Below are 14,589 nucleotides of genomic sequence, written 5' to 3' on the forward strand. Positions count from 1 at the left end.
CGTTGTGCTGGCCTCACGAGCCCTGGGGCTGGCTCGCGGCGCCTGTGGAGAGACGGGGGCCCGTCGGGAGGAAAGTTGACCACTGGGCCGGGATGGGTAGCGGGTCGACGTTCTTGTAGCCGAGCCGGTTCTGGGCCTGCTGCGCCTCCGCCTGACGCGCCTGCTTCTCCTGCGCGGAGCCGGAGGAGCCGATGCCGGAGTCGTCGGTGGCGCTGTCGCCGTTCGACTGCATCGCGTAGCGCAGGCCGGTGTCGGTGACGAGGAACAGGAAGCCCGTGTCGGTCGTGGAGCCCTTGAACTGCCGGAAGAGCTGGCCTGATCCGGGGGTGACATAGGCGCTGCTGGAGCCGGTCGGCAGCGGGAGGGGGAAGCCGGTTCCCGCCCAGGTGCTCAGCGTGGTGCTGCCGTCCCGGTCGTCGACGTCGCGCAGGACGTTGCAGACGGTGTTGCGGGCGCCCTGCTTGGCGGTCGCGGAGTTGACCGCGTCCGGCAGGTCGCGGGGCCAGATGCGGTCCTGGCCGTACGGCTTGCCGGGCTGGATGGTGGCGGGGCTGACCCGCCGCGCCTTGCCGTCCTGGCCAAGGGGGACCAGATCGCGGCGGCTGAGGAGGAGCTTCGCCGTGAAGTCCGACACGGGGGCCACGCGGCCGGGCAGGACCAGGTACTTCTGGTTCCTGGTGCCGTCGGTGGCCTCAAGGACCATGCCGACCTTGTAGTCGCCGGGAACGCCCGCGTCGTCGCCTGGGGTGCCGTCGCTCTTCGGGAAGGTGATGCGATCGCCCTGGTGGAGGGTGTCCAGCCAGTCGTTGGTCACTCGTTGGGGTTCGCGGTCCCGGCCGACCACCTGGCGCAGCAGGAGTTCGTCGTTCGCGATCTCGTACGCGCGGCCCTTGGCGTCGACCACGTACCGGGTCTTGTCCGGGGCCTGTACGTAGAGGAGTTCGCCGCCGCGCAGGCGGCCCGCGCCCTCGGTCTCCTGCTGGTCGCGTTCGGCGAGGACGAACGCCGCCTTCTGGATCGACCGGCCGCCCCCGCCCGGCCGTTCGCACACCGCCCAGCGCTTGGCCTGGGCGGCTTCCTTCGGGTCGGGCAGGCGGTCGGGAGCGTACGGGATGCCGAGGGTGGCGCCGTGCGGGATCTTGCCGTTGTCGAGGACCGACTCGTCTACGTTGATGACCTTGCCCTTGTCGGGGTTGAGCAGGAGCTTGGCCGACGACATGTTCAGCACCGGATGCAGCTGCGTCTTCTTTCCGGTGGTGAGCACCACGTAGCGCGTCGTGGACTTGCTGGCGATGATCACGTTCTCGCCCGGCTTGTTCCAGTCCTTGGGGGCGACCGGCTTGAACATGCCCCATGCGCCGAAGGCCGCGAGGATCACCACTCCGACGATGACCCCGGGAAGCACCGCGCGCAGCGGGCGCGGCGCGCCCTCCTCCGAACCGGTCGCATTGGGCTGTACGAACTGCGCTATCAGCCTCCGCTTCGCGAAGGTGTAGGCGTTCAGCTCGTCCCGTCGTGATGCCATCTGTCCGCTGTCCCTCTCCCCCGCCGGGCGACCAGGTTCCCATACAGATCGGGACGGCCTGCCGTCGGGCCGCCCCTACTATGCCTGTTGGCGCTCGTGTCTTACTGCTCAGGTAAGGTGACCGACCGGTCAACCCCCATGGGAATCTGGTTGATTGCGGACACGGCGGATACGAGGGGGGCAACACGGCGGTGGGTACGGCGACGCGTACGCGAAACGGGCGGACCACCGGTCGAGCGCCAGAGACTTCCCGGCGGCAACGCAGCAACGCCCCGGAGGCGCGCACACGCACCGACCAGAGGGCACGCACCGGCCAGGGCGTCCCCGCGACGACGACGTTGCGCCCCCTCGCACGTACCAGCCGCATCGGGCCGGTGCAGCTGCGGCAGTTGGTGCTGGTGGAGTGCGCGCTGGCGCTGGTCGTCGTCGGACTGGCTCTCGGCGGCCTCTGGCTCGTCCCGGCCTGTGTCGTGGCGGGCGTGCTGTTGCTCCTCGCGGTGATCCGCCGCCGTGGTCACGCTCTCCAGGACTGGCTCTCGACCGCCCAGAGGCTGCGTACGCGCAGGCGCGTCACCGCTCCCGCGGCGCCGGACACCGACCCGGCCCTCGCGCCGGTCGCCGAGTGTGTGCCGGGTCTGAAGCCGTACACCTTTGTCGACCGTAAGCGGCGTCGCAGCGTCGGCATGCTCGGCGACGGCACCTTCCTCACGGCGGTGGTGCGGGTCGAGGCGGGCGGTGAGGCGCTGCGCCCCGCGTTCGGCGCGCGTGCGCTGCCGCTGAGTCTCCTGGCGGACGCTCTCGACGTGGACGATATCGCCCTTGAGTCCGCGCAGTTGGTGCAGCAGGTGCGGTCCGCGCCCGCCCCGCACCTGCCTCAGCAGTCCGTGGCCCGGCTTTCCTACACCCCCCTCCAGGAACGGACCGGAACGCCCGCCCTGCGCATGACCTGGGTGGCCCTGAAGCTGGACCCGGAGCTGTGCTCGGAGGCGGTCCAGGCACGCGGCGGCGGTGTCGAGGGGGCTCAGCGCTGCCTGGTGCGCGCGGCCGACCACATAGCGAGCCGCATCACCGGTGCCGGGTTCCGGGCCGTCGTACTCGACCAGGAGGATCTCAACTCCGCGGTGGCGACGTCGGCCTGCGCCAGCCCGATGCGCGCCGCGCGCGCGGCCAGGCCCGACGCCCCGCCGCAGCGCCGGACCCAGGAGACCGCGCGCGTGTGGCGCTGCGACGACCGGTGGCATACCACCTATGTGGTGGGCCGCTGGCCCGAGTTGGGGCGGGCGGCGACGCCCCTGCCACAGCTGGTGTCCCTGCTGACCTCGATCCCCGCGTACGCCACCACCGTCAGCCTCACCCTGCGGCGCGGCTCGCACCACGCGTCGGTGCAAGTCGGCGGCCATGTTCGCGTCACCGGCGGCTCCGACAACGACCTCGTCGAGGTGCGACGGGCTCTGGAGAGCGCCGCACGCTCCGCGAAGGTGGGTCTCGTACGACTTGACCGTGAGCAACAGCCGGGAGCGCTGGCGACGCTGCCGCTGGGAGGTACGCGATGAGCGCCGCACGCGCACCCATCGGCCGCCTGCGGGGGCTGCTCGGCCCTCGGCACGCCGGGCACGCGGTGCCCACGGACGCTCTCGGCGCGCTGTCGCTGCCCGTCGGGGACGACGGCGTGGTGATCGGTGACGACGCCGAGGGCCGCCCGCAGATCGTGGGCTTCCACCGGCCGGTGCCGTACGAGGTTCTGCTGATCGGTGGTCTGTGGACGGCCCAGGTGCTGGCCCTGCGCACGGCGGGCACGGGGGCGCGGGTCGCCGTCGAGACCGGCCGCGGGCAGGCGTGGACGACGCTGGCACAGGCCGCGGGCGCGGGGCTGGAGTGCATCACGCTGCACGACGTGGGCCGCGTGCCGCCGACGGGAGCGACGGTCGGCGATCCGGTGCTGGTGGTGCGGGACTGCGGGATGCGGCCGCCGCGCGGGCGGGTGGTGGCGTCGCCGTGGCAGTCGGTGCTGACGCTGTTGCCCTATATGAGCCCGGTGGCGCCCCGGCTGATGCGTGCCGCTTCGCTGGTGGGCGTTCAGCGGGTGTCGCCGGGTGAGGCGGAGCAGGTCGGCAGAATCCTGGGACTGTCGCGGGCGGAGAGCGAGGCGTTGCCCACGTTGGCGGACGGGGTCACGCTGTGGTGTTCCGGGCGCGAGCGGCAGTGGGTGATGACGGTGGGGACAGACGCGGAGTCGGGGTTGTTGGGCGTCGCTCGGCGGATGGACTGAGAGCGGATGGACTGAGACGGGCTCTCAGGGGCGTATCGGCGTCATATCGGCTTCGTGGTGGACTCGTACAGGGCAACATGGCTTCCGGCGGCGATGGTTGGTTGCCACAAGCGCGAACGCACGGTGAAACGCACGGTGAAAGGACAGCGGCATGGGGACCCAGCAGGAGAAGGACGAGCTGTACGCCCTGGACATCTCGGATGTGGAGTGGCTGAGCCCGCCCGGTACCGAGGAGGCCGAGGAGCGGGTCGAGATCGCGTATCTGCCCGGTGGCGCGGTGGCGATGCGGTCGTCGATGGACCCCGAGACCGTCCTGCGGTATACCGAGGCGGAGTGGCGGGCGTTCGTACTGGGGGCGCGGGACGGCGAGTTCGATCTGCGGTAGCGGGTGACAGACGGCGGCCCGGGGTGTGGTGGGTGAAGGTCCTGGTGACTCGTCCACCACACGGGGCGTCTTCGGAGTTCGTACGAGTGCGCGCTGACGGCGGGACTTTGGCGCGGATTGCCCTCGTTTGGGCAGGGTGCTGTTCGCTGCGGATGTCGCATTCGGGAAGAACGTGATGTACGGGGCAATCGGCTTCGGGTGGACGGGCCTGCCGTAGTGGTGGTGCTGGTGATTAGGCTGGGTCCGGGAACGGCGCCAGACCCCGCGTGCGGGCTGCGCGCGCCCCGGGGGGAGAGCCGGGATCGGACCGATGGGCGGGCAGAAGCAAGTGGCCGCCCTCACTGCGGCACTGAGGGTGCTGGACCACACCAGGAGGCATTGTGAACAGCGATCGGGACGAGATTCGCGGGGGCTGGAATACGCCCGTCGACGATCAGTCCGACGCGGAACCCGAGATGACGGGTGAGTTCACCATCGACTACACCCCGCCTGCCTGGTACACGCAGAACGCGGCGGGGGCGGAGGGAGCGGCGGGCGCTTCGGCTTCGGCTTCGGCTTCAGCGGCTGGTGCGACGCCTCCTCTTCCTCCGCCGCCTGTCGGGGCTCCGATAGAGGTCCCCGGGCTACCTGCGGGGAGTGGGTTCGAGCCGAACGTGCCGCAGGCCGCACCGCCTGCACCGGCCGCACCAGCCGCACCCGCTTCGTCCGCTTCGTCCGCGGGGCATGAGAGCCCTGAGAACGGTGACGTGGAGAGCGGTGCGACCATACGGTTCTCCGCGGGTGCGCTGAAGCGTGAGATCGCGGAGCGGGCCGAGTCCGCGGGTTCGGCGGCGGACGCCGGTGAGGCGGTCGGCGGTGAGGCGGTCGGCGGCGGGCCGTCGGACTCTGTCCCCTCGGCTCCTCTTACGGGGGACGGCTCCGCGGATTCAGAGGTACGGACCGGTGAGGGGGCGGCGGACGCCGGGGACGCGGAGTCGACAGACTCCGGGTCCGGGGCGGATTCCGGGGCTGACGCGGCTTCGGAAGGCGGCGCAGCGGCGGCGGCGGCCGGGGACGGTGGCGGCAGCGACTTCACGCCCCAGGATTCGGTGCCGGAGGATTCCGTGCCGGAGGACTCGGTGCCGGAGCCCGCCGTGTCAGCCGACGTTGCGCACGAGGTACGGGACGAGGTTCCGGTCAACGCCGTGCAGGATGCCGTGCCGGGTGAGCAGCCGTGGGCGCCGGGCGCCGGTGGTGTGCCGCAGGGTGCGCTTCCACCGCTGCCGCCCGCCTTCCAGCCCGCGGCCGCGGCCCCGGCCCAGCCGCAGGCACCGGCCTCGGCTCCGCAGTGGCCCACTCCCGCGCAGCAGGCGGCGGAGCCTGTCCAGAGCCAGGTCATGCCCCCGGCACAGCCTCAGAACCCGCAGCCCACGCCCACGCCCCCGGCCTGGCCGACGGACCCCGCCCAGGCGGCCGCCGCCGCCCAGCCTCAGATCCCGGCACAGCCCCAGGGCGGTTACGGCCCCCCGCAGGCGCCTACCGCCGCTCCCGGAACGCCCAACGGCCCGGCGCCGCAGGGCGGCTACGGCTTCCCCCAGGCGGGCGGCGCTCCCTCCGCTCCAGCACCGGACGCGCCCCATCCGCCTGCCCAGCAGGCTGGCTACGGCTTCCCGCAGCCGGGTGTGGCCCCCGGCGCTCCGGCGCCACAGAGCGGGTACGGGTTCCCTCAGGCCGCTCCCGCGCCTGGTGCGCCCAACACCCAGTCGCCCCAGGCCGGATACGGCTTCCCGGCTCCCCAGGGCGCCCCCCAGCCCCAGCCACAGCCCCAACCACAGGCGCAACAACCGCAGCCACTACCCACGCAGCAGCCGCAACCCGCCCAGCAGCCCCAGCCCCCCGCCGCCCCCACCGACCCCCGCGCCAACGCCGCCACCTGGCCGCAGCCCGTCGCGCATGACCAGCGGGAGCGGCAGGTGCCGGGCGCGCCCCTCGGGTACACGGCCGCCGTCGAGCTGTCGTCCGACCGGCTGCTGAACAAGAAGCAGAAGGCCAAGAGCAGCCGCACCTCCGGCAGCGGCGGGTCCCGCTTCAAGCTCGGCGGCAAGAAGGAAGAGGCCGAGCGACAGCGCAAGCTGGACCTCATCCGTACGCCAGTGTTGTCCTGCTACCGGATCGCGGTGATCTCCCTCAAGGGCGGCGTCGGCAAGACGACGACCACCACCGCGCTCGGCGCGACCCTGGCCACCGAGCGGCAGGACAAGATCCTGGCGATCGACGCCAACCCGGACGCCGGTACGCTCGGCCGCCGCGTGCGCCGGGAGACCGGGGCCACCATCCGGGACCTGGTCCAGGCGATCCCGTACATCAACTCGTACATGGACATCCGGCGGTTCACCTCACAGGCGCCGTCCGGTCTTGAGATCATCGCCAACGACGTGGACCCCGCGGTCTCCACGACCTTCAACGACGAGGACTACCGGCGCGCGATCGACGTGCTCGGCAAGCAGTACCCGATCATCCTCACCGACTCCGGTACGGGCCTGCTCTACAGCGCGATGCGCGGAGTGCTCGACCTGGCCGACCAGTTGATCATTATTTCGACGCCGTCGGTCGACGGAGCGAGCAGCGCCAGTACGACGCTGGACTGGCTCTCCGCGCATGGGTACGCGGAACTGGTCTCGCGGTCGCTCACCGTGATCTCCGGGGTGCGCGAGACCGGCAAGATGATCAAGGTCGACGACATCGTGCAGCACTTCGAGACCCGCTGCCGGGGCGTGGTCGTCATCCCCTTCGACGAACACCTCTCGGCTGGGGCCGAGGTCGACCTCGACATGATGCGACCGAAGACCCGCGACGCGTACTTCACCCTTTCGGCGCTGGTCGCCGAGGACTTCGCGCGCGCCCAGCAGGAGCAGGGTCTGTGGATGCCGCAGGGCGGCAACCAGCCGCCCCAGTTGGCCCCGCCGCTGCCCGGCCAGCCACACCCGGGGCAGCAGCAGCCCGCGCCCAGCCAGCCAGTCCAGCCCGGACCGCCCCACGGCCAGGGCCAGCCCCAGCCCCAAGGCCAGCCCCCGCACGCGTATCCCCCGCAACAGCCCCACCCCGGCCACCCCGGCCAGCCCTACCCGCCCCAACAGCCGTACCCAGGCGGTCCCCCGCCCAACGCTCCCCAGTAGCCCGCCCAAGGGGCTGGAAACCAATGAGGGCTCGCACCGTCCACACGGTGCGAGCCCTCAGGCATGACCGAAGGGAGCTACCGAAGGGAATTACCGGAGGAGGGAATTACCGAAAGCTACACTCCGGTCACATACCGTTGACATGTTTAGACCACCGCTGGTAAACACTCACACCAACCCGCTCCGTCGCCGCGATGACGCGAGGTCACGAGCCATGGCCACACGAGACCAGCACCCGCCAGCACCACCCACCGCGCTCACCACGCCCGCCACGCCCGCCAAGCCCGCCACTCCCGCCACGCCCACCCCAAGACTCACCCGGCTCCGCCTCCTCCTGGCCTCCGGCGCCGCCGCCCTGGGCCTGACCGCCGCGCTCACCACCCCGCTCAACCCCGCGCCCCCACCGGCCCAAGCCGACGACAGCGCCACCACCCTCACCGTCGCCGTGGCCCAAAGCGTGGACTCGCTGAGCCCGTTCCTCGCCGTACGCCTGGTCAGTACGAGCATCCACCGGCTGATGTACGACTACCTGACCAACTACGACGCGAAGGACAACACGGCGATCCCGGGCTTCGCCACCGCCTGGGAACCCTCGCCCGACAAGCTGACCTGGACGTACACCATCCGGGACGACTCCCAGTGGTCCGACGGCAAGCAGGCCACCGCCGCCGACGCCGCCTGGACCTTCCAGACGATGATGGACGACGAGGGCGCCGCGACCGCCAACGGCAGCTTCGTCTCCAACTTCAAGAAGGTGAGCGCCCCCAGCCCCGACAAGCTGGTGGTCGAACTCAAGAAGCCACAGGCCACCATGGCCGCCCTCGACGTGCCGATCCTGCCCCAGCACATCTGGGAAGGCATCGACGACTTCACCAAGTTCAACAACGACAAGAAGTTCCCGATCGTCGGCAACGGCCCCTTCATCCTCACCGACTACAAGGTCGACAGCTTCGTCAAACTCAAGGCCAACAAGGACTTCTGGCGCGGCGCCCCCGCGTTCGACGAGCTGGTCTTCCGCTACTACAAGGACCAGGACGCCGCGGTCGCCGCCCTCCGCAAGGGCGAGGTCTCCTTCGTCTCGGGACAGCCCGCGCTCACCCCCGCCCAGGCCAAGTCCCTGAAGCAGGCCGACAACATCGCGGTCAACGAGGGCCCGGGGCGCCGCTTCTTCGCCCTGGCGGTCAACCCGGGCGCCCGTACGAAGGACGGCGAGGAGTTCGGCGACGGCCACCCGGCACTGCTCGACCAGAACGTCCGCCACGCCCTGTTCCACGCCGTCGACCGCGAGACGATCGTCGACAAGGTCTTCCAGGGCCATGCGGTGGAGGGCGCGGGCTACATCCCGCCCCGCTTCTCCGACTACTTCTGGGAGCCGTCCCCCCAGCAGAAGATCGCCTACGACCCGAAGCGGGCCGCGACCCTGCTCGACAAGGCCGGATACCGCGTGGACGGCCAGGGCAAACGCGTTGGCGAGGACGGCAAACCACTCGACCTGCGCATCCTGTGCCACGCCACCGACCCCAACGACAAGGCGATCGGCAAGTACCTCCAGGAGTGGTGGGGCGAGCTGGGCATCGGCCTGAAGGTGGACTGCCGGGACGACGTCTCCAAGCCCTGGTACGACGGCGAGTACGACCTCGCCTTCGACGGCTGGTCCGTGAACCCGGACCCGGACTTCGTCCTGTCCATCCACACCTGTGACGCGCTGCCCACCAAGGCCAAATCCAGCGCCGCGACCGACAACTTCATCTGCGACACGCGCTACGACGAGCTGTACCGCCAGCAGCTCGCCGAGTACGACCCCGCCAAACGGGCGGACCTGGTCAAGCGCATGGAGTCGCGGCTGTACGACCTGGGGTACATGAACGTCATGGCGTACCCCAACGCGGTCGAGGCCTATCGCACCGATCACATCAAGTCGATCACCACGATGCCCGAGGACGCGGGCAACATCTACGGCCAGGACGGCTACTGGAGCTGGTGGTCGGCGGTCCCGGCCACCACCGACGGCGGCGGGCAGGACGGCAAGAGCGGTTCGAGCGGCGACTCCGGCAACACGGGCCTCGTCGTCGGCCTCACCGCCGTCGCCGCGCTCGTCGCCGTCGGCGGAGCGCTGTTCGCCCTGCGGCGCCGTACCACCAGGGAAGACCGCGAGTAGCCGATGACGGTGGAGCTCACCAAGAGCGGCGGGGGCCCGGGTTCGCTCGGGCCGCCCCCGCCCCCGCCTCCGTCCTCGTCCGGCGGCTCGGGGCACCAGGCCTCCCAGGCACCCCGTATCCCCCACGGCTACCACGGCTACCTCCGCTACGTCGCGGGCAAGCTGGCTGGCGCGGCGATCTCGCTGCTCGCCGTGCTGGTCACCAGCTTCTTCCTGTTCCGGATGATCCCCGGCGATCCGGTGAAGCAGATGACCGGCGGCCGCCAGATGTCCACCGAGCAGATCGAGTCCCTACGGCGGCAGTTCGGCCTCGACCAGCCGCTGTGGCAGCAGTTCACGGACTACTGCGCAAGCGCCCTGACCGGGGACTTCGGCACTTCGTTCCAGTTCCGCGCCCCCGTCATCGACAAGATCACCGAAGCGCTGCCCGCCACGCTGCTGCTCACCGGCACGGCCTTCGTGCTCTACACGCTCATCGGCATCTGGATCGGCTCACGCGCCGCCTGGCGCCGTGGCCGGTTCGGCGACCGCTTCCACACCGCGTTCGCGCTGACCCTGTACTCGGTGCCGTCCTTCTGGCTCGGACTGCTGCTGATCGTCACCCTCTCGGTGGGGGTCGGGCCGCTCCCGGGCCTCTTCCCGACCGGCGGTATGGAGTCGGGCGGTGGTGAGAGCGGATTCGCGTACGTCCTCGATGTCGCCCATCATCTGACGCTCCCGGTGATCACCCTGGTCGCGGTCGAGTACGCGCGGACGCTGCTGGTCATGCGGTCCTCGCTGCTGGACGAGATGGGCGGCGACTATCTCACGACGGCCCGCGCCAAGGGGCTGCGCGACGATCTCGTACGCCGCCGCCACGCGGTGCCGAACGCACTGCTGCCGACCGTGACCCTGCTGTTCGTGAACCTAGGCAACACCGTGGCCGGGGCCATCCTGGTCGAGACCGTCTTCTCCTGGCCGGGCCTGGGCGGGCTCTTCTACCAGGCGCTGAGCGTGCCTGATCTGCCGCTGGTGCAGGCCCTGTTCGTCCTGTTCGCCGCCTCGGTGATCCTGATGAACACCCTCGCCGACCTGGTCTATCCGCTGCTCGACCCCAGGGTGAGCCGATGACGACCCCCGACGCGATGACGCCCCCCGACGCCACGCCCACCAGTCCCCGGGCGTTCGTCTGGGCCCGCAGGCGGCGGGCCGTGGCCCGGTTCTGGCGGCAGTACCGCACCCATCGGGCGGGCCTGGCGGGTCTCGCCGTACTGGTCGTCATCGCGCTGCTCGCGCTGGCGGCGCCATGGATCACCGGGCCCGACGCGCGGAGCGTGACCCGGGCTCCGGGCGCGCCGATGGAGGACCCTAGCGCGGAGTTCCCGCTGGGCACCGACCAGTTCGGGCGCAGTCTGCTGTACCTGCTGCTGTGGGGGGCCAGGGTCTCGCTCGCCGTCGGGCTGCTCGCGGCCTTTCTGTCAGTGGCGATCGGTACGCTCGTCGGAGTGACCGCGGGTCACTTCCGTGGCTGGTACGCGACCGTGGTCATGCGGATCACCGACTGGTTCCTGGTGATGCCGACGCTGGTGCTCGCGATCGCGCTGGCCACCGTACTGGAGCGGTCGATCGGGACGACGATCCTGGCGATCGGGGTCACCACCTGGCCGACGACCGCCCGTCTGGTGCGCGCCCAGACCCTGGCCGTGGAGTCGCGTCCGTACATCGAGCGGGCGACGGCGCTGGGCGGCGGGCACGGCCACATCATGACCCGGCATGTGCTGCCGAACGTGATGCCGCTGGTGCTGGCGCAGACCACGCTCGTCATCTCCGGCGCCATCCTCACCGAGGCGACGTTGGCCTTCCTCGGGCTCGGCGACCCCACGGTCGTCTCCTGGGGCGGGCTGCTACAGGACGCCCGTGAGGCGGGCGCGGTCAGCTCCGGGAACTGGTGGTATCTGGCGCCGCCCGGGCTCGCCATCGCCGTCGTCGCGCTCGCCTTCACGCTGTGCGGGCGCGCCGTGGAATCCGTACTCAACCCCAGGCTGGGGGCGTCCCGTTGAGTCTGCTTCAGGAGAGTCGGCCGCAGCGGAGTCTGCTTCGGATCAGGGACCTGACGGTGACGTACGCGTCGGGGGCCGCCGCCGTCCGCGGTGTCGGCCTCTCCCTCCAGGCGGGCCAGAAGCTGGGCATCGCGGGTGAGTCCGGCTGCGGCAAGTCCACGCTGGCGCTCGCCCTGCTGCGGCTGCTGCCACCCGGCACGTCGCTGTCCGGCGAGATCCTGCTCGACGGCGAGGACATCCGCACCATGAAGTGGGGGCGGCTGCGGGCGGTGCGCTGGGCGGGCGCCTCGATCGTCTTCCAGGGCGCGATGCACTCGCTGAACGCGGTGCACCGGATCGGGGACCAGATCGCCGAACCGATGCTGATCCACCGGACAGCCACCGGGGACGCCGCGCGACGCCGGGTCGCCGAGCTGCTCGAGCAGGTCGGGCTGCCCGCCGCCCGGGCCCGCGCCTATCCGCACGAACTCTCCGGCGGGCAGCGGCAGCGTGTGATGATCGCGATGGCGCTCGCCTGCGATCCCCGGCTGATCGTCGCGGACGAGCCGACGACCGCGCTGGATGTGATGATCCAGGCGCAGATCCTGCGGCTGATCGAGCGGCTCGTAGCGGAGCAGGGCGTCGGCCTGATCATGATCAGCCATGATCTGGCGGTACTGGCCGACACCTGCGACCGGCTCGCGGTGATGTACGCGGGCCGGATCGTCGAGGAGGGCCCGGCCCGCCAGGTGTACGACGATGCCCGCCACCCGTACGGCCAGGCGCTGTCGGCCGCCTTCCCGCGGATCGGCGACCCCGCGTCCCGGCACGCCCCGCACGGTCTGGCGGGAGATCCGCCCGACCCCTCGGCGCTGCCCGGCGGCTGTACGTTCCACCCGCGCTGCCCGGTCGCCCTGGAGTCCTGCGCCAGCGACGACCAGGCGCTGCGCGACGCGGGCCCGGAACGGAGCGCGGCCTGCGTCCACGTCGGGGCGCCTGTCCACGCAGAGGCGACGGTAAGGAGCCCGCGGTGACCACCACTCCCCCGCTACTGCGCGCCTCTGGGCTGCACATCACCTTCCCCGGACTCCGGGGCGCGCCCCCGGCCCGTGCCGTGGACGGGGTCGACCTCGAGATCGGGCGCGGCGAGATCGTCGCCCTGGTCGGGGAGTCCGGCTGCGGTAAGACGACGCTGGCGCGTTCGCTGCTCGGCCTGGTCCGGCCGAGTGCCGGACAGGTCAGCTTCGAGGGCCAGCCGCTGGTGTACAAGGGCCGCGCTCTCAAGGCGTACCGCCGACGGGCGCAGCTCGTGCTGCAAGACCCCAGCGGCTCGCTGAACCCCCGCCACACGGTGTACGACGCCGTCGCCGAGGGGCTGCGCATCCACGGCCGCGCGGGTGGCGACGAGCCCGCCAGGGTCGCCGAGGCGCTGGCGCGGGCCGGGCTGCGCCCGCCGGAGCGCTTCTTCCTCAGCTATCCGCACGAGCTGTCCGGTGGGCAGCGGCAGCGGGTCGTGATCGCGGGCGCGCTGGTACTCGACCCCGAACTGATCGTCGCTGATGAGCCGGTGGCCTCGCTCGACGCGTCCGTACGCGGCGAGATCCTGGCGCTGCTGCTCGGGCTGCGGGCGGAGTTGGGGCTTTCGGCGCTGGTGGTCACGCATGATCTGGGGCTCGCGTGGAACATCGCCGATCGGGTGGCGGTGATGTATCTGGGGCGGATCGTGGAGACGGGGGCGGTGGAGGACGTACTGACGTCACCTCAGCATCCGTACACACAAGCCCTGTTGTCCGTACTGCCGGAGGCGCCGGGCACGCCGGTAGTGCTCGGCGGTGAACCGCCCGACCCGGCCCGGATTCCGGGCGGGTGCCGGTTCCACGAGCGGTGTCAGGTGGTGGCGTCCGGGGAGGCCGAGCGGGCCGGGGTGGCGGCGGCGTGCCGCGCGGTGGAGCTTCCGGTGCTGGGGGGCGGGGGCGCGTCACAAGTGGCGTGCCACTGGGCGGTGGCGCGTGACAGCGACGGGGCGGGGTCCGAGTCCGGGGCCGGGTCCGGGGACAGCGGCCGGGGCGGTTCCCCCGCCGACGTCCTCAGTCGCCGGACGAGCTGACGGGCGTCGCCGCCGCGACGAGCTCGCGGCAGCGCTTCACGTCGTCGCCGATGGCCTCCAGGAGGCCCTCGATCGACTCGAACTTCAACTGGCCCCGAACATACGCCAGGAAGTCGACCGCGACATGCAGCCCGTACAGGTCCAGCCCGACGCGGTCGATCGCGTACGCCTCGACCGTGCGCTCGGTGCCGTCGAACTGCGGGTTCGTGCCGACGGAGATCGCGGCGGGCATCGCTTCGCCCGCGACGTGCAGCCACCCGGCGTACACCCCGTCGGCGGGGATCGCGGTGTGCGGCAGGGTCTCGACGTTGGCGGTCGGGAAGCCCAGCTCACGGCCGCGCTGGGCGCCACGTACGACGACGCCCTCGACGCGGTGCGGGCGCCCCAGGATCTCGGCGGCGCCTTCGACGTCGCCCTCGGCGACCAGGCGGCGGGTCAGCGTGGAGGAGAACGGCTCGCCACCGCCCGCGGTGCCGCTCACGAAGAGGTCGATGACCTCGACCTCGTAGTCGTACGTCGATCCCAGCTCGGTCAGGAACGCGACATTGCCCGCGGCCTTGTGGCCGAAGCGGAAGTTGGGGCCCTCCACGACCAGTCGGGCGTGCAGCTTGTCCACCAGCACCTTGACGACGAAATCGGCGGGCGACAGCTTCGAGAACTCCGCGGTGAACGGCAGGATGAGCACCGCGTCCACGCCCAGCTCGGCCATCAGCTCGGCCCTGCGGTGGTGCGCGGCCAGCAGCGGCGGGTGGCTGCCGGGGCGGACGACCTCGCTGGGGTGCGGGTCGAAGGTGACGACGACGGACGGGATGCCGAGTTCGCGGGCGCGGGCCACGGCGCGGCCGATGATGAGCTGGTGGCCGCGGTGCACGCCGTCGTACGAGCCGATGGTGACGACGCTGCGCCCCCAGTCCTGGGGGATGTCCTCCAAGCCACGCCAGCGCTGCACGGTGTTTGCTCCTCGCCGAACCT

General features: G+C 71.4%; 11 protein-coding genes. 9 read left to right on the forward strand and 2 right to left on the reverse strand.

Going from position 1 to position 14,589, the window contains the following annotated elements:
- Positions 1 to 13 precede the first annotated feature (13 nt).
- Complete coding sequence (gene eccB, locus GCN81_RS25450) at positions 14 to 1,525, reverse strand: type VII secretion protein EccB (protein WP_156726833.1); 1,512 nt, start codon at positions 1,523 to 1,525, stop codon at positions 14 to 16.
- Positions 1,526 to 1,716: 191 nt separating this feature from the next.
- Between eccB and eccE the strand changes: the two genes are divergently transcribed.
- The 9 genes from eccE (at position 1,717) to GCN81_RS25495 (ending at position 13,617) form a co-directional block, all read left to right on the forward strand.
- Positions 1,717 to 3,078, forward strand: coding sequence for a type VII secretion protein EccE (eccE, locus tag GCN81_RS25455; RefSeq protein ID WP_197287776.1), 1,362 nt, complete (start codon positions 1,717 to 1,719; stop codon positions 3,076 to 3,078).
- Positions 3,075 to 3,794, forward strand: a complete 720-nt coding sequence (locus GCN81_RS25460; protein WP_156726834.1) for a hypothetical protein — start codon at positions 3,075 to 3,077, stop codon at positions 3,792 to 3,794. Before eccE ends, GCN81_RS25460 begins: the two co-directional genes overlap by 4 nt.
- Before the next feature lie 151 nt (positions 3,795 to 3,945).
- On the forward strand, positions 3,946 to 4,179 hold the full coding sequence (locus tag GCN81_RS25465; protein ID WP_156726835.1) for a DUF397 domain-containing protein: 234 nt from the start codon (positions 3,946 to 3,948) through the stop codon (positions 4,177 to 4,179).
- 380 nt (positions 4,180 to 4,559) lie between these two features.
- A complete protein-coding gene (locus GCN81_RS25470) occupies positions 4,560 to 7,334 on the forward strand; it encodes an SCO5717 family growth-regulating ATPase (protein ID WP_156726836.1) in 2,775 nt (924 codons plus the stop codon).
- A gap of 355 nt (positions 7,335 to 7,689) precedes the next feature.
- Positions 7,690 to 9,492, forward strand: a complete 1,803-nt coding sequence (locus GCN81_RS25475; protein ID WP_231626989.1) for an ABC transporter substrate-binding protein — start codon at positions 7,690 to 7,692, stop codon at positions 9,490 to 9,492.
- A 3-nt stretch (positions 9,493 to 9,495) separates the two neighbouring features.
- Positions 9,496 to 10,602, forward strand: a complete 1,107-nt coding sequence (locus GCN81_RS25480) for an ABC transporter permease (protein ID WP_156726838.1) — start codon at positions 9,496 to 9,498, stop codon at positions 10,600 to 10,602.
- The gene (locus GCN81_RS25485; RefSeq protein WP_156726839.1) at positions 10,599 to 11,531 is read left to right on the forward strand and encodes an ABC transporter permease; all 933 of its coding nucleotides are present in this window, start codon (positions 10,599 to 10,601) and stop codon (positions 11,529 to 11,531) included. The genes GCN81_RS25480 and GCN81_RS25485 overlap by 4 nt, the downstream gene beginning before the upstream one ends.
- The gene (locus GCN81_RS25490) at positions 11,420 to 12,544 is read left to right on the forward strand and encodes an ABC transporter ATP-binding protein (protein WP_197287777.1); all 1,125 of its coding nucleotides are present in this window, start codon (positions 11,420 to 11,422) and stop codon (positions 12,542 to 12,544) included. The genes GCN81_RS25485 and GCN81_RS25490 overlap by 112 nt, the downstream gene beginning before the upstream one ends.
- Complete coding sequence (locus tag GCN81_RS25495) at positions 12,541 to 13,617, forward strand: ABC transporter ATP-binding protein (protein WP_156726840.1); 1,077 nt, start codon at positions 12,541 to 12,543, stop codon at positions 13,615 to 13,617. The genes GCN81_RS25490 and GCN81_RS25495 overlap by 4 nt, the downstream gene beginning before the upstream one ends.
- Here the strand turns inward: GCN81_RS25495 and GCN81_RS25500 are convergent.
- Entirely contained in the window at positions 13,598 to 14,566 is a 969-nt protein-coding gene (locus GCN81_RS25500; RefSeq protein ID WP_156726841.1) for a bifunctional riboflavin kinase/FAD synthetase, read from the reverse strand. The genes GCN81_RS25495 and GCN81_RS25500 overlap by 20 nt on opposite strands.
- Positions 14,567 to 14,589 lie beyond the last annotated feature (23 nt).

The sequence above is a fragment of the Streptomyces apocyni genome (assembly GCF_009739465.1).
GTDB lineage: Bacteria > Actinomycetota > Actinomycetes > Streptomycetales > Streptomycetaceae > Streptomyces > Streptomyces apocyni.